Source organism: Achromobacter veterisilvae, from assembly GCF_037619525.1.
GTDB lineage: Bacteria > Pseudomonadota > Gammaproteobacteria > Burkholderiales > Burkholderiaceae_B > Achromobacter > Achromobacter veterisilvae.
Genome location: NZ_CP148753.1, coordinates 3,032,099 through 3,054,656, shown reverse-complemented (window position 1 = coordinate 3,054,656; position 22,558 = coordinate 3,032,099). Strand labels below are relative to the sequence as shown.

Annotated in this window: 26 protein-coding genes; all 26 read right to left on the bottom strand. The window is 65.2% G+C overall.

All coding sequences use genetic code 11. The features are described 5' to 3' along the window. Positions 1-19: 19 nt before the first annotated feature. The 26 genes from WHX56_RS14255 to WHX56_RS14130 all read right to left on the bottom strand — a co-directional run bounded on the left by WHX56_RS14255 (position 20) and on the right by WHX56_RS14130 (position 22,445). On the bottom strand, positions 20-550 hold the full coding sequence (locus WHX56_RS14255; RefSeq protein WP_338881591.1) for a DUF2514 family protein: 531 nt from the start codon (positions 548-550) through the stop codon (positions 20-22). After that, positions 547-1,011, bottom strand: a complete 465-nt coding sequence (locus WHX56_RS14250; RefSeq protein WP_338881589.1) for a hypothetical protein — start codon at positions 1,009-1,011, stop codon at positions 547-549. Before WHX56_RS14250 ends, WHX56_RS14255 begins: the two co-directional genes overlap by 4 nt. After that, positions 995-1,432, bottom strand: coding sequence for a hypothetical protein (locus WHX56_RS14245; RefSeq protein ID WP_338881587.1), 438 nt, complete (start codon positions 1,430-1,432; stop codon positions 995-997). The genes WHX56_RS14250 and WHX56_RS14245 overlap by 17 nt, the downstream gene beginning before the upstream one ends. Positions 1,433-1,452: 20 nt before the next feature. Next, positions 1,453-1,941, bottom strand: a complete 489-nt coding sequence (locus tag WHX56_RS14240; protein ID WP_338881585.1) for a glycoside hydrolase family 104 protein — start codon at positions 1,939-1,941, stop codon at positions 1,453-1,455. Between the two features lie 60 nt (positions 1,942-2,001). Further along, positions 2,002-2,418 (bottom strand): hypothetical protein, encoded by a 417-nt coding sequence (locus WHX56_RS14235; RefSeq protein ID WP_338881583.1) that lies wholly within the window; start codon positions 2,416-2,418, stop codon positions 2,002-2,004. A 7-nt stretch (positions 2,419-2,425) separates the two neighbouring features. After that, positions 2,426-3,421 carry a glycine-rich domain-containing protein gene (locus tag WHX56_RS14230; protein WP_338881582.1) on the bottom strand — a complete coding sequence of 332 codons (996 nt, stop codon included), beginning with the start codon at positions 3,419-3,421 and terminating at the stop codon, positions 2,426-2,428. A 1-nt stretch (position 3,422) separates the two neighbouring features. Continuing rightward, complete coding sequence (locus WHX56_RS14225) at positions 3,423-7,265, bottom strand: host specificity factor TipJ family phage tail protein (RefSeq protein ID WP_338881581.1); 3,843 nt, start codon at positions 7,263-7,265, stop codon at positions 3,423-3,425. After that, on the bottom strand, positions 7,262-7,648 hold the full coding sequence (locus WHX56_RS14220; protein WP_338881579.1) for a hypothetical protein: 387 nt from the start codon (positions 7,646-7,648) through the stop codon (positions 7,262-7,264). Before WHX56_RS14220 ends, WHX56_RS14225 begins: the two co-directional genes overlap by 4 nt. After that, on the bottom strand, positions 7,649-8,125 hold the full coding sequence (locus tag WHX56_RS14215; protein WP_338881577.1) for a DUF1833 family protein: 477 nt from the start codon (positions 8,123-8,125) through the stop codon (positions 7,649-7,651). It lies immediately after the preceding gene. Between the two features lies 1 nt (position 8,126). Beyond that, entirely contained in the window at positions 8,127-8,282 is a 156-nt protein-coding gene (locus WHX56_RS14210; protein WP_338881576.1) for a hypothetical protein, read from the bottom strand. Between the two features lie 193 nt (positions 8,283-8,475). Continuing rightward, positions 8,476-11,676, bottom strand: coding sequence for a phage tail tape measure protein (locus WHX56_RS14205; RefSeq protein ID WP_338881575.1), 3,201 nt, complete (start codon positions 11,674-11,676; stop codon positions 8,476-8,478). After that, positions 11,676-12,284: a DUF6246 family protein gene (locus WHX56_RS14200; protein WP_338881574.1), complete on the bottom strand. Its 609-nt coding sequence runs from the start codon at positions 12,282-12,284 to the stop codon at positions 11,676-11,678. The genes WHX56_RS14205 and WHX56_RS14200 overlap by 1 nt, the downstream gene beginning before the upstream one ends. Further along, positions 12,284-13,027 carry a phage tail protein gene (locus WHX56_RS14195; protein ID WP_338881573.1) on the bottom strand — a complete coding sequence of 248 codons (744 nt, stop codon included), beginning with the start codon at positions 13,025-13,027 and terminating at the stop codon, positions 12,284-12,286. Before WHX56_RS14195 ends, WHX56_RS14200 begins: the two co-directional genes overlap by 1 nt. A gap of 15 nt (positions 13,028-13,042) precedes the next feature. After that, a complete protein-coding gene (locus tag WHX56_RS14190; protein ID WP_338881571.1) occupies positions 13,043-13,414 on the bottom strand; it encodes a phage tail termination protein in 372 nt (123 codons plus the stop codon). Positions 13,415-13,416: 2 nt separating this feature from the next. Then, positions 13,417-13,821, bottom strand: a complete 405-nt coding sequence (locus tag WHX56_RS14185; protein WP_338881569.1) for a hypothetical protein — start codon at positions 13,819-13,821, stop codon at positions 13,417-13,419. Then, positions 13,821-14,159, bottom strand: coding sequence for a hypothetical protein (locus WHX56_RS14180; protein WP_338881568.1), 339 nt, complete (start codon positions 14,157-14,159; stop codon positions 13,821-13,823). Before WHX56_RS14180 ends, WHX56_RS14185 begins: the two co-directional genes overlap by 1 nt. Next, positions 14,159-14,557 (bottom strand): DUF7370 family protein, encoded by a 399-nt coding sequence (locus WHX56_RS14175; protein ID WP_338881566.1) that lies wholly within the window; start codon positions 14,555-14,557, stop codon positions 14,159-14,161. Before WHX56_RS14175 ends, WHX56_RS14180 begins: the two co-directional genes overlap by 1 nt. 69 nt (positions 14,558-14,626) lie before the next feature. Next, complete coding sequence (locus tag WHX56_RS14170; RefSeq protein ID WP_338881565.1) at positions 14,627-15,124, bottom strand: hypothetical protein; 498 nt, start codon at positions 15,122-15,124, stop codon at positions 14,627-14,629. 9 nt (positions 15,125-15,133) lie between these two features. Beyond that, the gene (locus tag WHX56_RS14165; RefSeq protein ID WP_338881564.1) at positions 15,134-16,210 is read right to left on the bottom strand and encodes a major capsid protein; all 1,077 of its coding nucleotides are present in this window, start codon (positions 16,208-16,210) and stop codon (positions 15,134-15,136) included. Between the two features lie 17 nt (positions 16,211-16,227). Further along, positions 16,228-16,683, bottom strand: a complete 456-nt coding sequence (locus tag WHX56_RS14160; RefSeq protein ID WP_338881563.1) for a phage cement protein — start codon at positions 16,681-16,683, stop codon at positions 16,228-16,230. Positions 16,684-16,686: 3 nt separating this feature from the next. Next, positions 16,687-18,054 (bottom strand): hypothetical protein, encoded by a 1,368-nt coding sequence (locus WHX56_RS14155; protein ID WP_338881562.1) that lies wholly within the window; start codon positions 18,052-18,054, stop codon positions 16,687-16,689. After that, complete coding sequence (locus WHX56_RS14150) at positions 18,051-18,971, bottom strand: phage minor head protein (RefSeq protein ID WP_338881560.1); 921 nt, start codon at positions 18,969-18,971, stop codon at positions 18,051-18,053. The genes WHX56_RS14155 and WHX56_RS14150 overlap by 4 nt, the downstream gene beginning before the upstream one ends. Next, the gene (locus WHX56_RS14145; protein ID WP_338881559.1) at positions 18,919-20,304 is read right to left on the bottom strand and encodes an anti-CBASS protein Acb1 family protein; all 1,386 of its coding nucleotides are present in this window, start codon (positions 20,302-20,304) and stop codon (positions 18,919-18,921) included. The genes WHX56_RS14150 and WHX56_RS14145 overlap by 53 nt, the downstream gene beginning before the upstream one ends. Next, complete coding sequence (locus WHX56_RS14140) at positions 20,301-20,504, bottom strand: hypothetical protein (protein WP_338881557.1); 204 nt, start codon at positions 20,502-20,504, stop codon at positions 20,301-20,303. The genes WHX56_RS14145 and WHX56_RS14140 overlap by 4 nt, the downstream gene beginning before the upstream one ends. Beyond that, positions 20,504-21,979 (bottom strand): hypothetical protein, encoded by a 1,476-nt coding sequence (locus WHX56_RS14135; RefSeq protein ID WP_338881555.1) that lies wholly within the window; start codon positions 21,977-21,979, stop codon positions 20,504-20,506. Before WHX56_RS14135 ends, WHX56_RS14140 begins: the two co-directional genes overlap by 1 nt. Continuing rightward, complete coding sequence (locus tag WHX56_RS14130) at positions 21,966-22,445, bottom strand: DUF2280 domain-containing protein (RefSeq protein ID WP_338881554.1); 480 nt, start codon at positions 22,443-22,445, stop codon at positions 21,966-21,968. Before WHX56_RS14130 ends, WHX56_RS14135 begins: the two co-directional genes overlap by 14 nt. Between the last annotated feature and the right edge of the window lie 113 nt (positions 22,446-22,558).

Here is a 22,558-nt window from a genome sequence, read left to right as displayed (position 1 = left end):
CTTTTCGTTGGCCGGCCCTTCATTTCGAGCGGAGCGAATTATGGATACGCTCGCACGTCAGTCCCGCGATGCGGGCGCGGTCTGCAATTCCCGCAAGCTCTTCAGCTCGACGGCTAACCCTGCCGAGCATGTAGGCAAGCAGATCGACGGCGTCGGTCCCTGCTGGGCTTCCTTCGGCAGCGCCGGGATCTCGGGCGGCTGCGGCGTGAGCCAGCGCGTTGACGCGGGCGCGCAGCCCGTCATGCTCAGCACGCAGGCCAGCAGCATCAGCAGCCGCGGCAGCGGCTTGGTTCTGGGCATCATCACGGGCTTTCCCCACTGCGGCCGTTCGCCGCCTTCCTTCATCTCGGGCCGCCTCGATGGCGGTCATCGTGGCCTGGGCCTGGGCGTCACGTTCCTGCGCGCGTGCGGTCTCGGCCCTGGCCAGCTTCGCGTCCCAGCGCCACCCTTGCGCGGTCCAGGCCGCGGCGCCCAGGAACAGACCGCCGGCCAGCGCCGCCGCCGCGTAGCCGCGCCAGCCCGTCAGCGACTTGATAGCGGCGGCGATCATGGCGTGTTCAACCAGTCAGGGACGCGCCGGGGTGCTGGCGGCGCTGGCGGGGCCAGTACTTCTTCCACCTTCTGGGCCGCCGTGCTGGCCGACTTCGCCGCCGCGCTGGCCTTCGTTGCGGCCGTGCCCGCCCTGGTGGCCGCCCCCTTCGCCGCTTTTATCGCGCCTTCGGCCGCCTCGGCGGCCTGGCCAACACGGTCCGCCGCCTGCTCGGCCGTGCCGGCGGCCCGGCCCACCGCGGCCGACACCGCCGCCAGGGCCTCGCGGTAGTCCTCGCGCTGCTGCCGGTTCACCTCCGCCTGTTCGGCCAAGGCCGCAGCCGCGCTCTTCCAGGTGAGCAAGCTGCCCAGCGAGTATCCCCCGCCGAAGATGGCCGCCACCAGCACGACCGCGTAGACCATGCGCAGCGCACGCGCCAACTTCGGATGCCTGCACAGGCACCATTCATGCAACTTTTCCACGGACCTCTCCCTGTAGTGCACGCACCTGCTCGGTGAGTTCGGCGATCAACGTGTTCTGCCGTTCGATGGTCTGCGCCTGGTGTGTAGACCGCTCATTCAGCGCGGCAAGCTGGGCCTGGACCTTGGCCAGGTCCAGGTATATGTCGTTGCGCTGCTTGTAGGCTTCATTGGCTGCATTCCGCGCGTCGGCGGCGGCCTGCCGCTCCACGGCGAGCTGGCCCTCCAGACGTTCGATGGCGTCCTTCTCCGACTTCGCGCCCGCCGCAGAGACCGCCAGGCGCGCCATCAGGATGGGGAGCACCTTCCACATCGCGCCGCCACCGACGAGCGCAGCGACCAGGTAGCCGATGATCTGGGACAGGGTGAGCGGTTCGCCAGCGGCAGCAGCGTTCATCGCATCCGCTCCGACCACAGACAGCATGAATCCTAGGTTCTCCTGCATCATGCCTCCACGAGCGTGCCGCCGGCGCGTAAATAGGCATCGCGCAGCCGCTCGATTTTCTGCTCATGCTGGCCGTACCCGGCGCCCGGCAGGCTCGCCCAAATGTTCCGAACCTTGGCGACGGCCTCATCGAACCGGCCGGCCTGGATGTCCGCGATGGCGCGCTGCTCCTTGAACTGCTGAATCGCATACCGGTCTTGGGACAGCGGCCCGAAGTCGGGCAGCTTCAGCAGCGCCCGGTAGTGCGGCCAATACCGGTACAGGATCTGGTATCGGCCCGCCGCGGTCGACGAGAGCGAGGGGCTCAGCTTGACCAGCACGTTAGGATGGTCCGCGTAGCCGGTGAACAGCTTGCCCCCCACCAGCACGTCGTAGCCGTCATCCTTCGTCTCCTGCCGGCCGTCATTGGTCCCTTCGGACACGCCCAGCATGTCCAGGAACGCAACCACGTTGCGGCCGCCGGCCTCCTGCTCTGAAATTCTTGCCATGTCCCTTCCCCTTAGACAAAAAAAAGCCCGCCGAAGCGGGCGTAATTCGACTCGGCGGTGTCAAGCAACAATTCCCGCAGCCTCGGCAAAGAACTCATCCCTCTCGGCCTCTGTAATGCCGGCTTTATCCGCCAGGTAGTTGAACGCCGCGCTGTCGCGGTTCCATTCCGTGGCCTTTTCGAACGCCCATTTCACTTCGGGCGGCGTGTCTGGCGCATTGGCCGCAGCCAGTACCGCCTCCATCTTGCCTGCGCGGATCAGCGCGATGCCGCCTTGCGCCGCGGTAACCACCTTGGGCGCCGGGCCCGCGGGCTCTTCGATGGGATCGGGCGGTAGCAGCTCGCCGGCCACATAGCGCCAGCCAATGCCGCCGACGTCGCCAGCGATAACCGTCTGGCCGGGGCCGACCGGGAAATCAAGCTCTTCGACCTCGATGGAATTGATGACCTTCCCGCCTTCAATGATGTGCGCGCGCATAGTTGCCTCAGTACCAGATGCGAATGAAACCCGACGCCGCCGCGTTGGTGTTCGAGCCACCAACACCACCCGAGCCAGCACCATAGCCCTCCGGCCATGCGGTGCCAGTAGTGTTCGGTCGGCCATTGCGACCGCCCAAGCCGAAGCCAAACCCTGATGATCCGCCCGAGCTGAGAAGATTGCTGGTGCTCGCGTAATCGCCGAATTGGCCGGGAACAGTTCGTGGCGATGCGGATGTACCGCCCTCGCCACCCTCCACGTTCAGGGTGTTGCTGGAAGCGCCAGCCTTGCCCCCGCCGAGCGTCACGCCGTTGAAGACGGTGGCTCCACCATCATTTCCGGCCGTCGGCGATGATGCTCCGCCCGGGCCAGCTCCACCGGCCCCGATCGTGATCGACATCGGAGTATCGGAGAAGGTGAAGGCCTCGCGAAAGATCGCTGCACCACCGCCACCGCCGGAAGATCGGCCGCTGCCGACCGTCGAACCACGTCCACCCGACCCTCCGCCGCCGCACCCATCCCACTGGCCGTATTTCACATAGGCGCCGGGCCGAGCCACGGTACCGGACGCCGTAACCAGGATTGAATTCGTGTAGGTCGGGATCAGCCAGTAGCGCGCGTCACCCGCATCCCAGCGGCAGGCGCCAACGCCGTTGATCCAGATGTCACCCGCGTTCGTCGTGGGCTCAGTCCCCGCCAAAAAAGTCGGCATCGTGCGCGCCAGAACCCAAGCTTGAGATGCCAGCACCGCGCCATCCACGGGCACGGCATCTTCGGCCGCCAGCGGCCCCAGGTCGATCCACGCGGTGCCTGCGGCGTTCCGCATGCGCCACCGCCCTGTCCCGGTGTCTGCCCACCGCGCATAGGGCATCGCCAGTGCGGCAGGGTCATCATCTCCCGCAAAGTCGCTCGCCACGGTCGCCAGCGCCTCGTTGATCTGCTGCACCAACTCGAGGCCGGGAAGTGGCGGCGTCGTGGAGACGGAAGTTCTTTCTTGCGTCATGTCAGTACCTTTGAGCGATCCAGTTGATTACCCGATCCACGGGCGAAGCTACGTTGAACATCTGTATGTCGAATCCTTCCAAGTTGGTGTTGGTGATGACCGCGCGGTCACCGTCCAGCGCGTCCAAAGCGGTCACCTGGATATTTGGTTTGGCATGGAACTGCTTGGGGAACGTGATGCGCATGCCATCGGCGGGCACCGTGATTTCGGTGCCCTGCTGCACCAAATCGGGCACGTCGATCGTCCAGGTGAAGGCCCTGACGAAGGGGACGATGAGCGGATCCTCAGTGCGCAGCACCAGGCGCACGTCGAAGTACCGGGCGTTGATCGAGCCCGGCACGTAGTCGCGCCACTCGGTCCAGTCGCCCTCGAGCTGCGCGTGCCGGATCTGCGGAACGACCTGGTAGAACTGCCGGTTGGCCCCATTCAGGATGTCGCCCACCGCAAAGACATCCTCCATGGCCAGGACGTTTTCCCCAAAATTGAAGGCATACTCGTCGATGATGAAGTCGATGCGCACCGGCGCGGCGTAGCCAATATCGACGACGTTGGCTTCATTGGTCTCGTACGCGCCGCTGCTGACCGCGCCGCCGTAGAACAGAGTGTCGTCAAGCCCTAGCACATTCGAAGCGGCCAGAATGTCGCCGCTGCCCACCAGGGTCAGTTCGTCGTTATGAACGATGGCGCCGCCCGACAGGTTGCCGGTCCAGTCAGGGTGTTCGTGGACCTCAATCAGAACGTTGCGCACCAGCACGGCGCCGGCCACTAGCAGGCTGTCGGGCGGCCCGTAAATGACACGCGCGCCAGACTGAAAGCGAGCCGCCACCCAGTACAAACCGTTGCCAACAGCCAGGGTTTCGAGCGCCGAGGTGATCACGACCGTCCGAGCATTGGCGAAGTCGGGCCCGATCCGGACCTCGTAGGCCGGCTGGCGAATGTCCACCACTCGATCCCACACCAGCGCGGTCAGGCCATCGCGGAACACGCTCGTCAGGCCCTGGACGGGCGGCAGCGCAGCAAAGAGGCCCTCGACCACGAAATTGATCGTCTTGGGCATGCCTGAATTGATCGGCCCCTTGGGCGTGACCGTGATCTGGACCTCGTCGCCCGTGGCGACCGTCAGCTCCGCGCGGCGACCGGAGACCACCTGCGACAGGCGCTCCACGCCGTTGACCAGCACGGACACCAGCGCGGGCATCTCTCGGGAAATCACCCAACTGAACGAAACCAGGATCTGATCGCCGGTGACGCTGACAATTTGCTCCGTCCCGGTGATCGCAAGTACTACGCCGGACAGTAGCGCGCCGTCACGCGGCGGCGTGTATTGATAAGGGTTAGACTCGCACTGGTAATACTCCAGGTCATCGTCCGCGGCTTCGAAGCGAAGACCATCGCCGGCCGCCACAACCCCCGTCACCTTGAAGCGGCGCCCCGGCGTCGCAAGCGGATCGAATTGCCATGCCCAATCAAACGGGGCGCACTCCTCATAGCCCGGATCACCGGGCATCGGGAAGCCTTCCAGGTCCGTCGTAATCGTGAACTCGTCAACGTCGCCCACCGCCGAAATGACCGAGACCGTCTCCATGTTGCCGTCGGGATCACGCAGCAGTGCAATCCCGCTGCCGGCGCTCGGCACCTTGTTCTGCAGCTTGATCGTGACACCGCCGCTGCCGGGCATCATCCGACCGGAGTAGCCCCATACCGTCAGGTCGTGCGAGAAGGAGGCCACATCTCCACGCGTGCACACCAGGCCCTCGATATCGGTTTCCCATGTGATCTTTCGACGCTTCCATACCTGGGAGGCAGCGATCAGGTTCGCCTCGCGCCCGGCCGTGTCCTTATGCACGCAGCCGTCAAGATCCAATTGCAGTGGGTTGTTCGTCGCGGTTGCGCCGGGGACCTTCGCACGGACTTCGTCCATGACCCAGCCGGCCTCCGAATTGATGAAGTTCAAAACCACTTCATCGACCGTTCCTTCATTCACATACTCGATCTTGAAGGAGCCGGCCTTGACATTGAACGGGCCGAACATGGCGGTGACCGGCAAGTCCTCGGCGTCCCACACCACGCCAAGTTTCCCTGTCTGATGCGTCAACGATGCTCGCCCTGCCCGCGCGATCATCTGAAGCACCGCGGCGGCGCTCATCTTCTGATCCAGCACGAAATCGAAGGTGAGTTTCTTCTTGTCGCACCAGACCGCCCAGGCCTTTAGCCCTTCGATGTCAATCTGAGCGTCCGCATATCCTCCCCCGAATAATCGGCGTCCCTTTTCGTCCCGCATGCCGCGCGCGAACCACAAGTACCACCAGGCCGGATTGCTCGTTTCCTTCGTCACCCATGCCGTGCCATCCCACACGGGGCATGATGCAGATCCGATTGCATTCAGTTCGTCGATCGCGCCGTTGAGCTGGCCCGAGGCCTTGATCTGCACCGCCAGGCGGGACTGGCCGGTATAGTCGGCGGAGTCGTACTGATAAACCAGGATCTGGCTCACCGCCGTTTCGTTAGACTCGCGCGAACTGCTGATGTCTGCCGTCACCTTCATGACGCGAACCTCGTACTGCCCTTGCGGCACGCTCCACGACACCGGCCAGCGTACCGGCTCCTGTTGCTGGCCCGAGATCCTGACCCCTGGCGCCGCCGCCGAGATCACCGGATTCGGTGCAATGCCCTGCCACGGCTGCCCAAGCTGATAGGGGTGGGGACGCCATCGCCATTGCCCGCTGCGCACGATTCCGGTGTTCGGATCGGTATAGAAATACGTACTCCCGTCCACATGATCAGCCGGATTCGTTGACCCGTATTCGACCTGTACCTGGTCCGGATAGATGATGCCGGCCCAGTAGTGCGTGGCGAAGACTGCGCCGATCGTCCCATGCTCGATCCATGCGGTGTCGCCGACACGCCGATATTGGATACGAACGTCCACCGAGCGCCCCTCGATGGCGCCAGAATCCGCAATCCGGAAAAGCCTGGCGGCCAGCTCGACCGAAATCTGGATCGTGTCGGCTGGCGTCGTACGCATGATCCAGCCGTTGGACTGGTTGAGAGAGAAACCTTGCAGCGTGTCGACGTTGCCGGGGAACATCCCGATCCGGCCGTCCGGGCCCGAGATCTGGGTCTGCACCCCCTGGAAGTTCGCGATCGGCGTGTCTCCGATCCGTATATCCGTGATCGACAGCGCGGAACCTTGGAGGCCAAAATGGAATAGCTGGTTGAGATATTGATCGTTGTTCAACTGCCGCGTAAAGGGCTTTGCCCCCTGATCGGGCACGACCTTGTGGCGCCCGAATACCAGAATCATCGGCTCCCACGGCCGGGGCCGGTTGCGCCCGCCCTGGATCGAATAGGTGGGGCTGCTTTCGTACTTCTGCCCTATGCCAAGCTTCGCCGCGGTGGGCGTGAGGGGCGGCAACAGTGCGTTCACCAGCAGGGACCCACCGAGCATGACCGCACCTTGGGCCACCGCCCCCCAAGCCGCCCCATAGGCCGCGCCTACTGCTCCGCCCGTGTATACGGAAGCGATAACCACCGCGATCATCGCCACCGTGCGCAGCACCTTGTTCCCGCCGCCTCCGCCCAGCGCGCGTGCGCTGATGACGACCAAGTCACCTTGGCGCGGGATCAAGCGATCCCACAGGGCCAGAGGCACGGTACGTCCGTTGTGGGATACGGAAACGACGCGCGACGGAACTGCAAGGCCCGTGCGCTTCATGAACGCTCCCAGCGTCTCCCCGGGCATGAACTCCGCGTAGCAATCAACGCGATCACCCTGCGCGAATGGGCGCGGATAGACGACCACCGAGGGCGAGCGAATCGGTCCCACCGATTCGATCTTTTTCACGTCTTCCACCGGAAGTACCCCTCAAGCTTGTAATCGACACGCAGCATGTCGCGCAGGCGCTGCCGCACGACCGCACCGAAGCTCTGGTCGGCATGCACCACCCACCATTCATTGGCCAGAAAGGTCATGACGCCGATGTGGAAAAGATCGCCGCGCGACCGCAGCAGCACCGGATGCCCTTCAGTCGGTGCAGGCATCTGCTCAACGAACTCAGCCTGATGTGCTCGGATCTGTGCCGCCTGAGCGCGCAGCTTCACCTCGTGCGCGTCCGGCAAACCGGGCGTGATGCCCAGGTACTCGCGCGCGACCCGTTCGGCAAACGCCGCGCAGTCTCCGCTCTCGGGAACATAGGGCTGCCCGATATACTTGTCCGTCCAGTGCATTTAGAAAATCCCAGGTGATGTCGTAGGATCGAACCGCATGGTGCAGGCTGACTGCATGAGCGTGTTCTTAAAGCCCAGATCTCCTCCGATCCGGAAGTTCGTCACGACAAGGCCAGACAAATCCATCGTCATATCGAACTCCAGATTCGACGGGTTCGAACGGAGGACCATGATCAGCCGGCATCTGGCGCCCTTGCCGCCGCCGCTGTACTCCAACCACTGCGTGAGGTCGCGGCCGATGTTGTCCACTTCCAGCTTGGCGCCAGGAACTTGCTCATCCTGGTCGTCGGGCAGCGTAAGGTCGAAACGACACGCCAGGAAGGCATGGCCTTCTACGTCGATGTCCGCCGTGTCGTTGACGAAGCGCGCAGGAACCGCCAGGTCCGCATGCGTGATCTCAACCAGCACCAGGAGCGGTTCATCGGCGCTGGTCGCGTTGATGTTGCGCTTGGCTTGGAGGGAGAAATTGCGCGCCATGTCAGCCCACCGTCTCCAACTGCGCCTGCCCGTTCCAGAGCGAGGCGCCGGCGCGCTCCCATTCCAGGTTCCCGCCCACAAAGCGTCCCTGCTTGATCTGGCCGTCCAGGTCCCACCAGTCGAACCAGCCCGCTCCGCCGTTCAGATCGACGGCCATCCATGAATCGAAGCGTTCCCGATCCGTCGTGGATCGGACTTGGATCGTCACCTGCCGCGTGACGATAGGCGTAGTCCACCTCGACCGCTGCTTCGCAATGCCTCCGTCCATTTCCGTCCGCAAGACGCCGAAGTCCGATTTCTGTGTCCTGCCGCCTTTCAGGATGGCTGCATAGCTTGGAAAAACTGCCATTTCACCCCCTGACCAAACTTTGAATCGCACGTGCCGACTGGCCGTTTCGCCTGATGTCATCGACGACGATGGATATCACCATGCCCTTGGCGTCGAAGGTCGACGAAGCGCCGGTAACCTGCTGGGGCGTACCTTTGTTGATGAGTTCGATCCGGAGCCCATCGCCCTGGCTGACGCCGGCCATCGGAGACGACACGCCGACCGGGCCGCCGCTGGCGTAGCCCTTGTTCCAGCGGTTCAACTGCGGGATTCCCAGGCGGCGGGTCGCCTGCTGGTTGAGCACGTACTCGCCCTTGTGCACGATGCCGGCGGGCTCGTTCTTCCCGCCGTCGCCGGTGTAGCCGCCACCGGACAGCGACAGCGGGAGGCCCGCATTGACGCCCTGCGTGGCGCCCGCGACCTGGCCGGCCGTGGCCCCGCCGCCTGCCGCGAACATGCCGCCAATAATCGCTGTGCCCAGGTACTGAAAGATCCCCGATGCAGCGGCGCGCACCTGGATTCGGACGAGGTCGGCAATGATGCTCTGTGCCAGGTCGGCAAAGCTCAGCTTCCCGGTCGTGACGAAGGTGGTCAGCGCGTCTTCCATCTTTCCGAAGGCGCTGCTGAAGGCCTCCTGCGACTGCCTGGCCATGTTCGCGGCTTCGTCGCCGTAGTTGGCGATCGCCTTCGTCATGCCATTCAGCCAGTTGGACTCGGCAGCGTCGGCCTCGGCGTGGAAGTTTTGCAGCAGGTTCAGGCGCGCTGCGTAAAGCTGGCGATACTCGTCCACCTGGGCGGTAAATCCGTCCTGCGTGAGATCGCCCTTGGCCAGGTCGTCCGCCGCCTTCTTGTAGTCCCGCTGATAGTCTTGGAACAAGGCTTGCGCCTCTTGCAGGCGCTGCAGGTCTTTGTCGCCCATGCCGTAGCCGGCAAGTGAGTTCCCGTATTTCTGGCGGTCGGCCTCCAGTTGGAGCTGGGCCGCACGCTGGATACCCAGCAGGTCGACGCGCTCCTTTTCGAGCTTGTTCTGACGTTCGAGCCCGATGTTGATGTCCAACTGCCGGAGGATCTCGTCCTTCTTGGCGACCAGGGACTTCTGCTCGGCGGTGAGCACCTTCTTTTCCTGAAAGTCCGCAATCTGCTGGACGAACTTGACGCGGGCCTTCTCCGCCTCGCCCATCCCCTCGGTCGTGTCCAACTGGGCGCGTAGGACCGCCTCCTGTTCGCGCAACTGCGCCAGTTGACGGACGCCCGCGTCGTCCTTCGCGCCGCTGGCGCCCGACTTCTTGATAAAACGATCACGCAGGCGCTTTTCGACGTCCGGGCCGTACAGCGGCCCCAACTCCTCCTTGGCCTGCTTGACTGCGTCGTTGAACTTTTCCTGATCGGTGGCGTATTCCTTCATGAAACGGGCGAGCGCGGCTTGCTGCTGCACCAACTGGTTGACCGTCCCGGCAGCACCCGCCGCGGCGGCGCCCTGTCGGCTCTGCAGCTCGGCCAGCGCCGTGCTCAGGTCCCGGACACCGCCCGCGGTGCGCGCCACCTCCACCACCAGGTCGATCAGCTTGCGGCGGTGATCCTCCGACGCGCCGGCCGCTTCGACAGAGCGATCGACGATGCCGACCAACTGCTCCGCCAGTTCCTGCTGGCTGAGGGTGGAATCCGCGACGATGCCGCGAATCTCCGATGAGAACTGGGCGCGGAACTGCGCCGCCGCTCGCGTGCCCTTGCTCATCACCGCCGGCAACGCGGCAACGAGGCTGGCGACAGCCGCCTCCGCCGCGCGGACCTGCTGCTGCAGCTCGTCGGTGCGCAGGTTGATGACCTGCTCGCGCTGGGCTTTGTTCAGGGCGCCGAACTTCTCGATCAGCCCGTCCAGGTCGCCCTTCATGGAAGCGACGCTGCGCGACGTGTCGTCGGCGGCCGTCTTGGACGCTCCGCCGAAGGCCATCCAGGCGCCCACGCCAGCGGACAGCGCTAGGCTGATTGCGCCAATCGGACCGCCCACCAGAGACAGGAGGGTAGCGCCGGTCGAGGTCGTAGCGCGCTGCGCGGCGGTCAATGCGGTCTGTGCAGCGGTGAGACGCGCCGTCGCCGCAGCCGCCGCCGTTTGCACGGAGGCGAGCTTCGAGTTCGTGTTGATCTGCGCCAGGGCAATTCTGGCTGCGCGCTCTTCGGCCTCTGCGAGCTTAAGCTGCGCCGCCGCGTGCAACTGCGCACCGAAGGTAGCCTTTGCGCTCGCCATCGCGGCGGCGCCCATCTGGCTGATATATCGGGCCAGCGCATACGCGCCGGCGGCCGTCATCAGCGTGACGATGGTCTCGATGTTGTTGCCGAGCGCGATGATGGCGCCTGACAGGAGGCTCGTAGCGCCGCTGGCGCTGTTTGCCTCGCCCAGATAGACCGACAGGCTATTGCTGAATGACCGGGCCGCGTCCTTCAGGTTGGTGGCCATGTTGGCGGAAGCCTCGCGGTTCTTCTCCAGCGCCTGGGCCAGGCCTTCGGTCAACATGCGGGCCGTGATTTCGCCAGACACGCCCATCTGCCGGATTTCGTCCGTCGTCTTGCCGCTCGCCGCCGCGATGTCCTGGATCACGCTCGGCACGGCGGCCAGCAGCGATTCCCAGCCGTCGGCCTCCACCTTCCCCTTGTTCAGGGCCTTGGTGAACGCGCTGATGGCGTTGTTCGCGCGGTCCGCGCTGGTCGCGTTCGTGACGAACAGGTAGCTCAACGAATCGACCACATCCAGCGTGCCGCTGGTCGTGTAGCCGAGCGCGCGCACGGAATCCGCAGTGAGAATATAGGTTTCCGACGCCTCCGAGAGGGACCGATAGGTGCTGTTGGCGCTGGCCAGCAGCCGCTGCTGGACCATCTCGTATTCTTCCTGGCTGGCGGACGCCATCCGGACCCGCTCGCTCATCTCGCCGTAGGCTTCGGCCATGTCGATGAGGGAGCGGGCGCCCTGCAGCGTCATGATGCCGCCAATCACCTTGGCCAGGCCGCCCATGGAGGATGTCGCCGCCGCCGAATCCCGGCCCAGGCTGCGCACGGCCGTGGCCGTCTTCGTCATCTGGAACTCGGCCGACTTCGCGGCCTTGTCGGTCTTGCCGAACTGCCGGTTCATGCCATCCAGGGCCGAATCGACAGACGTGGTGCTGTCGACCAGCTTTGCGGTGTCTGCCTCGACCGTGTAATAGATCGAACCGACGTTTTCCCCGGCCATCAGTGCCCCCCCTGCGATTTCCGGCGCTTCGCCTCAATTCGCTCGAACCATTCCATCGTGGCTTCGTGCTGTTCCTTCGTCGGCGCCTTGGCTCCAGGCGCGTCGCTTTCCTGCGGCGGGAACTTGGCGCGCAGGGCCCCCATCAGGCCGGTCATGGTCAGATTCCACGCCTCGCGCTCGGTCAGGCTCAGATGCGCCATGGCCAGGGAGACATAGCCGCGGGCGTCGAATTCGTGCGTGTAGGTCGGCTCGTCGTCGGCCCGCCGCGGCGGATCCGGGAGCGCACCGACCACGCCGTGTTTCAGGAGGCACCGGGCCAGGGGCAGGAGGTGGCCGGGCGGAACGCGGCCGGGCACATATCCTTCGTCCGTCCAGTACCCGAAGACGTCGCAAACGTCGTCGTCGGTGCAGCAGAAGATGACCGAAAGCGCCCCGCTGAATTGTTGGCGGCGCCCGACATCGTTGACCGCCTCTCCCATCACGTCGCCGTAGATGCCCACGATCTCGCGCGGATCCCCCAGGCGGGACATGGCGTACAGCGACGGGCGCAAGACGTAATCGCGCCCGTCGACATGCACGCCGATCTCGCCGACTTCGGTAAGGATCATCAGGGCGCCGTGACGGTGATGGCCGCGACGTCGCTCTTCGTGCCGTCCACCGTGCTGGTGACGGTGATGTCCGCGGTGCCGGCCGCCACGCCGGTCACCAGGCCATTCTGGCTGACGGTCGCGACGCCCGTGTCGGACGACTGCCACACGACGCCCTGCGGCGCGCCGGCCGGCGCCACCGTGACGGCCAGTTGCTGGGTGGCGCCTTCCTCGATCGACGCGGTGTCCGGCGTCACGGTCACCGACGTGACGTCCGGTGCGTCCGGGTCCGGCGTGTCTTCGACCAGCAAGCCAAAGTCGCTGGCCGTCGCGCTGGATTCGAAGCTGTACGTGGAGACATTGTCGTGCGGGGCCGAACGGCTCATGTTCGACACCAGCATGAAGGCGATGAAGGTCAGGTCCGGGAAGGTCATGCGGAACCAGGCGGTCGGCTGACCGCCGGTCGCAACCGGGTTCGCGACGTGCTTGGTCATCTCCGTCAGGTTCGCGCCGCCCGCGCCGGCATGCTTGAGCGTGCCATCCCCCGAAATGCTCAGCGTCTGGAACGTCGCCAGGTTCTCGCGCAGGGAGCCGACCGAATCGTCCGCCGTGGCGTCCGTGGTTTCCCATTCCAGGGAGAATTCCTTGGTGCGCATGGAACCCAGGCGCTTCCATTCGGCCGGCAGCGGCAGCGTGTCGCCGCAGCCGATGACATACTCGAGAACGACGTCGCGGCCGACGTACTTGGTCTTATTGCAAGCCATCGTGTGGCCTCCTGTTCAAAAAAGGACTTGAAAATCAACCGAGTACCAGGGGCGGTTCTCGGCGGTATATCCGGGCCCCACCGGCTCCCCGATGGCACGGACGGAAGCAGCACCGCACGGCGCGATGTCGCCCAGCGCGGCCTGGACCAAGGCCTCGGCGGTCGTCTGGATGGCGCCGGCGTGTTCGCGCCCATTGCGCGGGCCCAGCAGCAGCACGCGATAGCGCGGGCGTCGGTCGTCCACGTCTGGCGCCGGCCCGGCCATCTGAAGCAGTGCGCAAAACCACTGCTGCGCGACATCGGGGCCGTCCTGCCACATGCCGCGGCTGAATGCGTAGGTCGAGGCCGGCACGGTCAGCGCCACCCATTGCTTGAACTGTTCGAACATGCTCAGACCCGGTAGTGGCGTTTCAGGATGGCCGGCACCGCAGGCTGGACTTCGTCACCGCCCTTCGTCAGGAATCCCGGCTCCGCGTTCGGATCCCAGAAGTCGCCGCGGCTCGGATCGTTCGGGTCACGCGGCTGTCCGCGCAGCGTGCCGGGCGCGTCGTGCACGGCGGCCGCGTATTCGGCCGTGTAGCCGATGCTTCCCGTGGTCTTGCCGTGTTCCTGCTCGATCTGCGGCGCGTACTGGCTGTTCACCAGGGTGGACGTGTCCATGGGAACCATCTGGTTTGCCATGGCGCCGACCTGGCTGAGGATCTCGTAGACGGCCTGTTCGGTCGTGCTGCCGGCGATCTTCGACACGGCCACCCGATAGCCGCGTCGCACGCGCTCGATTCCACGAACAGGCATCAGGTCACCAGCTTGTAGTCGGGGGCTTCGCCGAACGGCGACATATCCCACGTCATCACGGCGCGGATCTCTTCCCAGCCATCCGACCCGTCGAACATGATCAGATCGAGATACTGGGGCCGCGGGTCTTCGGTGAAGATGGTGTGCTTGGCGATGAACTCGGCCCCCTGTGAGCCGCCCTGGCCGCCGGCCATCCGCTCCTGGCTGTTGTCTGCGGTCCAGGTGCAGGCGATGTCGTAGGCGTCGCCGTAGACGGCTTCGCCGGTCCACTGGTCACGGGATACAAACGGCCGCACCTGCGCGGTGGCCGTATAGCTCCAGTTCGCGGTGGCGGACATCAGCCGTCCCCGCACATGCAGCCGCCCTTCGCCACCCAGATGCCGGCGTGCGCCGTCTGGGTCGGGTCGGGCGGAATGAGGCCATCAGCGCAGCCGAAGGTATCCAGGCCGCGCAGCAGCGCCAGCGCGCCGCGCCAGCGATCCGCGAAGGCCTGGTATCGAAACGAGCGCGATGCGCCGCTGGCCGCCGTCTGGCTGCTGATGTACCGGTCACCCTGGCCCAGGCCCATCAAGGCCAGGACATAGAGCTGGATCAGCAGCGCGGTCGCCGGCGCGTAGTGATCTTCCAGACACGGCTGGATCGTGTTGGCCTGCTCGACCAGCGCGGCCAGCACGAAATCCGGCAGGACGATGCCCTGTCCTTCCAGGTATTGCCTCGCTTGTTCAACCGTCACCATATCCAGCTCTCAGAATGAAAATGGCCCCGCGCGCGGCGGGGCCATGTGAAAAAGCCGCCCGGAGGCGGCTTACTCGCCGGGGAACAAGGCCGCCAGCTCGTCCGGCGGCAGCAGCGCGGCCAGCTCGTCGGCGCTCTTGCGGCCGTCGTGATCGACCTTCAGCTCCTTCAGGCGCGCGGTGATGAGGGCCTTCCGCTCCTTGTCCGGCAAGCCGGCCCCGGCTACCGCGCCGGGCGTGGCCGGGGTCAACTGTCCCGCCGGCGCGGCGGCTGCCTGGGCCGCGGCGCGGATCCGCCCCGCCTCCTCGTGAGCTGCGACCACGATTGCGTCGGCCTCCCGGCGGGCGTTGTCCAGCATGCGGTTGATGTCGCTCCGCGTCCCGTCGAGCGCCTGCCGGACTGCTTCGTCGATATGGCGCTGGATGTCGATCTCGACGGGGCCAGCGGCCGCCGCCTGGTCGACTATCTCGCGGACGTTGGCCCGCAGCGCCGCGGGGATTTCCTTCAGCACCAGCACCTGGCCGCGCTGCACCCCGTTCCAGGGGCGGATAACTTCTACCTTGGGCATGTCCGCTCCTTACGCCAGATTGGCGCCGTAGATCACGCCCGACAGGCCTTCGTCGTCGCGTTTGATCTGCAGGCCCATGGCGGCCATGACCTGGAAGTTGTAGTTCGTCTGGGGCAGCGGCCGCGGCAGCGGCACGGTGCCCGTCGACATGCCGACCAGAGGCGAAACCACATCCTGACGGCGCTGGTAGCCCAGGAACTCGTTGCCCGACAGGGCGTAGGATTCGCGGAATTCGCGGATCTTCGCCCGGGCGAGAATGCGGTCACGGATGGTGCCGTTGACGACGCCCCCGTTTACATAGTCGCCGTCCAGATTGGCCATGATCTCGGGCGACACCCAGACGACGTCGTAGGCATCCACCTTGTTGGCGCGCGCGGCCTGGCCGAAAGCGCCTTTGGTGAAGAAGTCGATCAACTGCTGCTGGGTGGCGGTCGTCAGGTCGATGTTCGCGCCGCCGGCGCCACTGCCCAGGTTCACCTTGACGGTGTTGCGGTGATTGCGCAGGCCCTGGGCCGGGTAGTTCTGCACCTGGATGTCCTTGTCGCCGTCCAGGACGTACGACACCAGGCGCTTGTTGAACTTGCGCAGCTTGGCGCCCTGCGAGTCCAGCACCAGGTCGATGCCGACCGTGGACATGCCGGCGGCATGGCGCCAGTTCACGCCGTAGCCAGCCGAGAATACCGGGATCGGGTCGCCATCCGAGTTGTATTCGGTATGGTCGAACGAATACGGCGCCTGGCCGTCGATGGAGACCTGGACGTCATCGGCGATGTCGCCCACCACGTTGTAGAGCTTGGCGGTCTTGCCGATATTCAGCACCTGCTGCACGCGCAGCAGGTCCTGCACGATCTCCATGCCAGTTTCCTGGTTCCGGTACTGGGCGATCTGGTTGTCGATCTCGGCCCAGAACTCGCGGCCCAAACCGGCCAGCGCGTTGCAGGCCAGCATGTCCGGCGTCATGACCGCCCGATTGGCGGCGATCATGGCCGCGTTCTGGAGATTCCAGATGTTGCGGTTGGCCTGCAGGTGCTGATAGTGGGCCATCAGGCGCGGATGCGCGGCGATTGCGGATTGAGTCAGATACATGTTGCCTTCTCCTCGGATTAAGGCTCGCCGGCGGCCGCGGCGACGGTGCCGACGCGGAAGCGCACGCGGATGAAGTCGGTGGTGCTGGCGGCGATCACGGCATCGTCCTGGCTGTAGCCCAGCACCGTATCGGTGTCGTCCGTGGCGATGGCGCCCAGGCCGTTGACGCCCAGTTTGATGGGCGTGTCCTTGGCGTAGGTGCCGGCAGGGCACAGAATGGCCAGTTCGCGGCCTTCCTCGACGTAGTTGCCGACGGCGGAATTGCCAGCGGGAACGGCGTCGCGGATGCCCAGGCCCTGGTGATAGGCGCAGTCGATGACGTACAGGCGCCCGACCGTTTCGGCGGCCTGGGCGAACTTGTCGGCGCCGTTCAGGACGGCGAAGGTGCCCGGCAGCAGCGCGGCAGCGGTGAGCCGGGTTTCGGTCTTGTACAGCGACTGGCCGTCGATATTGACGCGGCGGTAGCGGCTCATGGCTTACTCCTTGGGCAGGTTGGCAACGTCCGCGGTCAGGCCGGTGACCTGGCCTTGGCCGGAATTGCCGGCCAGCGCTGCGGCGTCGCCCAGCGACTTGAACATCGCGTCCAGCGCCTCGCCGGACAGCGCGTTGGCGACCACTTCGCCGTGCTTGGCGGCCACGGCCTTGCGCTTGTCAGCTTCTTCGGCGCGCGCGTTGGCCGTCAGGGTCTCGGCCAGCGCATGATGGTTCGCCTGCAGCGTTTCCATGGCGGCGGAGACCGGTTTGATGGCTTCGGCAATCGCCTGGCCAATGTTCGCGGTGATGGCTTTGCTGATGTCGGTGGTCAGCTCGGCCTTTTCTTCAGCGGTGAGAGGCATATCGCCCTCCTTGAGTTGCGCAGGCCGGGCCTGCTGGTTGAAAGCTCGTTTCAGGGAATTGAATGCGGCGGCGACCCAGGATTCCTGACGCACGACCGGGCTGCCGGTGTCGTCGAAGACGATCTTTCCGCCCTCGGACGAGTAGCCGTAGGCCTCGGCCGCGCCGCCGTTCTTGACGATCACGACCTGGATGTCCGTGAAATCCGCCACCCAGACGTATTCGTCCGGGCCCGGCGCAAAACGCGCCTTGGCCGCGGCCTGGATGCGGGCTTCCTTCTCGCGGAAGGATTCGCCCACTAGCACGCCAGCATTCGCGGCCAGCGGCACGGCCAGGTCGGCGTTGACCATCAAACCTACGCCCTGCTCTGGCGTGGCCGCGCCGACCTGGTCCAGCAGGATGGCGTCGTGGTCCATGCCGTGGATCTTGGCGATCCAGTCGAAGCTGCCGTCGGCGTGCGTGGCGTCGATCCGCTCCAGAAGCACCGCCACGCTGGTGTGGATCGGCGGCACGTCGTCGCCCCGCTCCAGCGCCTCCAGGCGTTCAAGCAGCCGCTTTCCGCCCTCGCTCTGGCCCGCGACCTCAATGTCGATCCATTTTTCGACGTAGATGCGGTTGCCAGACTTCTTGACGTTGCGGTTCCAGGCGCCGACGTGACCGACGTTGATCCCTTCCGGGCTGAAAGCGGACACGAACTTGCCGTCCACCTGGGGATGGCCCAGCGGCGCCAGCGTGCCCTCGAGCTTCTGGTAGTGGGCGTCGATCTCCGCGGCGGGATACAGACCGCCGTTCATCACGACGTCGGCGGGCAGCGTGTAGCTCGGCACCACCCAGTGTTCGCGGCCGTTGTGCATCTCGCGCCGGATCGCCTTGCTGTTCACCTGCGTGGTGACATTCACCTGCATGCGATCGGCCGTGCCGCCCGAATTGACCTGCAGGGCGACCCCGCCCTGCCCGATTCCCGGCAGCGCCAGGCCGAGGGCCAGCAGTATGCGTTTTATCTTCATCATTCCTCCGTCCAAGTGCCCTTACCCTTGGCTTTCATGACCTGGTAGTTCCTGCGAGCCCGCTCCACGATGCCGGGCACCAGGGGCTTGCCGTCAGCGTCGACCAGCACGGTGACCGTGCTGCACTTGCAGTTAATGGAATTGCCGTCTTTGGCCCACCAGGCGCGCTGCTGGTCGGTCGTGAACAGCTTGGCGTGCCGGCTGGCGTGGTGTGGCCGCGTCGTCGGGCTGAGCGCCGACATGTGCATCTGCATGGCCTGGGTGCCGTAGGAGTCGGCGGCGTCGTCCGCCTCATCCATCCGCGCGCGGCGCAGTGCAGTCGGGATCTCGGTGCGGGCGATCTTCTTCGCCCGGCGCTCCTCGACGCCCGCCTGGTCGGACAAGTTCCGGGCAATCTCCCGAGGATTCAGGCCGCGGGCCATGCCGTCCGACAGCACGCGCCCCATGTCGGCCTTCACCTGGCCGGACAGCCCCTTCATTTCCTCGAACTCGCGCGCCCGGATAAGCGCGATCCGGTCCTGGTAGGGCCGGCTGCGCAGCAGGTTGGCCAGGTCCTGGCGGCCGGCCTGGTACGCCGGGGACTGCTGCGCCAGGTTGGCGAATTCCTGGGCGGTACCGCGCAGGTATGCCACGCCGACGTAGCTGTCGAAGAACCAGAGCTGCTGTTGCCCGCCCTGCAGGAACACCGAGTCCGTCAGGCGATCGAGGTCGTCATAGACCCTGGCCAGGATGGCCGGATCCAGGCGGAAGGTGTAGCGCTTGTTGACCGCCAGCCCAGGCTGGAAGTGCTGGATGGCGCTGACATAGGCCCGGCGGACCAGCGCGACCCGGCGCGCCAGCTCGCGGATCGCGCCCCGCTCCAGCCGATCAACGCCGGTCGGATCGGCGTGGTTCGTCGGCAGGATTGGCGCCCGGGCCATCCTCGTCCTCATCATCGTCAGGGAGCGGGTCGGCCTCGTCGCGCGGCTCGAAGCCAGCGGCCGTACGAATCTCGTTCGTGTCGAACACCTGCTCGCCGGTGCCGATCGCCGCCGTGTTGACCTCGCTCATCAGCTTGGCGCTGGCCATCTTGTCTGCCGGCGTCGCCTCGTTCAGGTCGTCCCAGATCACCGAGTATTCGGTCTGGGCCTTCAGCACGCCGATGCGGATCAGATGCGTGACGAAGTCGTGGATCTCGAAGGACAGCTCATTGGTCCGGCGCGACTGGCACCGGGCGTTGAGGTACTTCTGATCCTCAGTGCTGGCACGCTCACCTTGCTGATTACCAACGACAATGCGAGACGGCACATCAATCGACGCGCACACCGTCTGTAAGTTGATGTTGTAGGTCGGCTGGGGGTCAGGCACCTGCGACACCAGCGGTTCGACGGATGCGCCCTGGGTGATCAGCATGGTGTCATTGCCGCGATTGATTTCGCGGGCCGCATCGTTGAACCGCTCCTGCAACTCTTCGACCTTGACCCCGTAGGCCGAGGCAATCGACCGCAGGTCTACTTCCTTGTCGAAGTTGACCGCCACCTGACGGGCAGCGTTCTTCAGGAACGCCTCGCCTGAGCCGCCCTCGACCTTTTCCAGACTAACGAATGCGTTGTAAGGCGGCTCCAGGAAGCCGATCGCGTCGGCGGAGTAGTCGCCCAGGGTGAACACGCGGTCCGCGTGGATTCGCACGTTGCGCGCCGGCTGGCCGCTGATTCCGGCCTCCACGTACTGCCACATCTTGGGCTTGCCGTAGGCGTCCGACTTGGTGTCGGTTTCCCATTCCGCCACGGTAAGCGCGCTGGCCCATGACACGATCACGCCGGCAAGCGCCTTGGCACCGCCCTGGACGGGCTGGTCCCACTCCTGGTTGTCGCGCAGGCGCAGAATGATGCCCGCATAGCGGCCCACCAGCCGTCGCCGGTCGGCATCGGCGAACTGCCGCCACATGGACGGCGTCAGCACTGCAGACGCTTCTTTTTCCCAGGCCGTTTCTTGCTTGGACCGCTCGTCTTTTCCGCCCTGGATAACCTCCGGCGGCGTCTTCCAGCAATGGCCGGCGAGCTTGTTTACTACGCCGTGCGCGATGCCACCCCGCTTGTAGAGGTTGAACAGCATGTCATAGCTGACGTTTTCCGGGAAACCGTACTCGCACCAGGCCATGCTGCGCTTCTGGTCCAGGCCGAGCCCGCCAGGGTTGAGCAGCCCCATGCGGGCGCGCGCCGTCCGGAGGTCATCCAATGCATGGTTGACCGCCAGTTGAAGTTTGTCCGTCATTTCCGCTCCGCCCTGAGGATCAGGGCCGTCTTATCCGCCTCGCGCACCAGCTCGACGCTGGACAGGCTGGGATCGCGCCACACCCGCGTGCCTTCCGGGCCGGCATGATCGACCGCCACGGTGCGGGCGCAGCTAATGCAGCGTGCGCGGACGACCATCTCCACGGAGCCGTCCAGCGCCGCCAGTTTGAAAATCGCCATTACCGTCCCTGCAGTCGTTTCGGGAGCAACACGCCGGCAGCCTGCACACCTCCCAGTTCTGTCAGCGCATACACCATCGCGTCCAGCCTGTCCGGCGATTTCTTCGCCGTGGCCGGGATGTACTCCATGAGTTGGTTCTCCAGCACGTAGAGCGCGCCGCGATGCGCGACCCGGCCCTGCTCGTAGAGCGCCGATATCGGCTCCGCGCGGGAGAATTTCCCTTTGCTGGCGTGGACCCGGATGATCCGGCCCTTGAAGCCCGCATTGCGCAGGGTTTCCTCGGCCATGTCGCCGCCCTGGTTCGTCTCAATCACGATGGCGTCAGCGTTGTGCTGGTCGTGCGCCGCCATGGCCTTCTTAGCCCAGCCCGCCGGGCTGAATTTCCCGCTGTAGTCGCCGTCGACCGTGAACTGGCGCACGTCGCCGCCACCATAGGAGCTGGCCGCCACGATCCCCGTCTCGTCGCTTTCGTCGCTGTTCGTGGCCTGGGGGTCGATGGCTATCACCGTCCTGGCCAAGTCCTGCCGGATCTGCAGGGCGTGGGCCGCGGCGATCAGCGCCTCGCTCCAGAGCGCGCCCTCGGCGTTGAAGCGCTTGGGACGCTGTAGGTATTGGGCCTCAGCGGTGCGCCGATGCGAAAACAGCGCGGTCCGGTGGCTTTCGTTGTGCTTGTATGGCCAGAGCCAACCGTCAGGCAGGCCATGCTCCACGGGGATGCCGTGGGTATTTTCCTCCGGATACAAATCGCTGTTGTCGATGATGACCGGGAGGCAAAGGTGATGCCACTTTTCACCGGACCCGCCGCGCAGGAGATAGCCGCTCAGATCCTTGTAGTGGATCCGTTGCATGATGACGATCATTGGCGTCGCTTCGATCGCCAGACGGCTCCGGATCGTCTCGTTGAAGCGGTCGTTGATGCCGTCGCGCACGGTCTCGCTGTGCGCATCGTCTGGCTTCACCGGGTCGTCGATGATCAGCGCGCCCTGCCAACCCGGCTCCATATGGCCAGCGCGAAAGCCTGTCACCTGGCCGGCGGCCGACGAGGCGTACACGCCGCCACCGTGCTGGGTCCACCACATGGCCTTGCTGTCGGCATCGTCGCGCAGCGTCATCGGCCACATGGCCTGATACGCCGCCGATTTCACGACGCCGCGCGCGGTGCTGGAATTCAGCAGCGCCAGGTTGTGCGAGTACGACAGATGCATGAAGCGGGCGCGGTTGTTCAGCGCCAAGCCACGGCCGATCATGTTGATCGTGGCCATCTCCGTCTTGGTGTAGCCGGGCGGGACGTTGATGATCAGCCGGGTGATCTCGCCCCCCACCACCCGGTCCAGGGTGTCCTGGATGACCTTGTGGTGCGGCGCAACGATCATCTTGCTGCCCATGCGCTGCTTGAAGAAATAGCGGGCGAAGTACAGCCCGTCCTCTTCGCATTCCACGCGCCGCGCGTAGGCCTGCTGATTAGCAGTCGTCATTCGCGAGCATCTCGCGGCGGGCCTTCTGGTATTCCTCCCTCGTCAGCGTGGCCATCATGACCGGCCCGCCACCCTCGCCGGTATGCTCCAAGCGCTGACGGTTCGTGAACATGCCGCCGCTCTCCTTGGCGGCCTGCTCGAGCACCGCAGCGGCGCCCACCAAGTTGCCGCGCTCCATGTGCCGGCTGTAGATCTTGCCCAGCGCGCGCAGCCGGAATGCTTGTTCGGCGATGGGAATCTTGGCTGCTTCGGCGCGGAACGCCTCCCGCGTGGCGTCGAACAGGTCTCGCCACTTCCTGGCCAAGGCCTTCCCCGCCACCTTCGTGGGGTCGTACTGCGCCACCTGCATGCGGGGCACGTCAATGCCGAAGTGCTCGCGCAGCGCCTCGGAAACCTCCTTTGGGCTGTCCCAGCAGGCCAGCGCCTGCACGATGACGCGCTTGTGGGTGTCAGTCAGCTTCGCCATGCGCAATAATCCGATCTACAACCATGAAAAAGGGAAGCGCTATGTCCGAGCTTCACCGGTACATAAACATCTCCAACGCGTCGTATCAGAGACACCTTGCGCATCCTCAGATG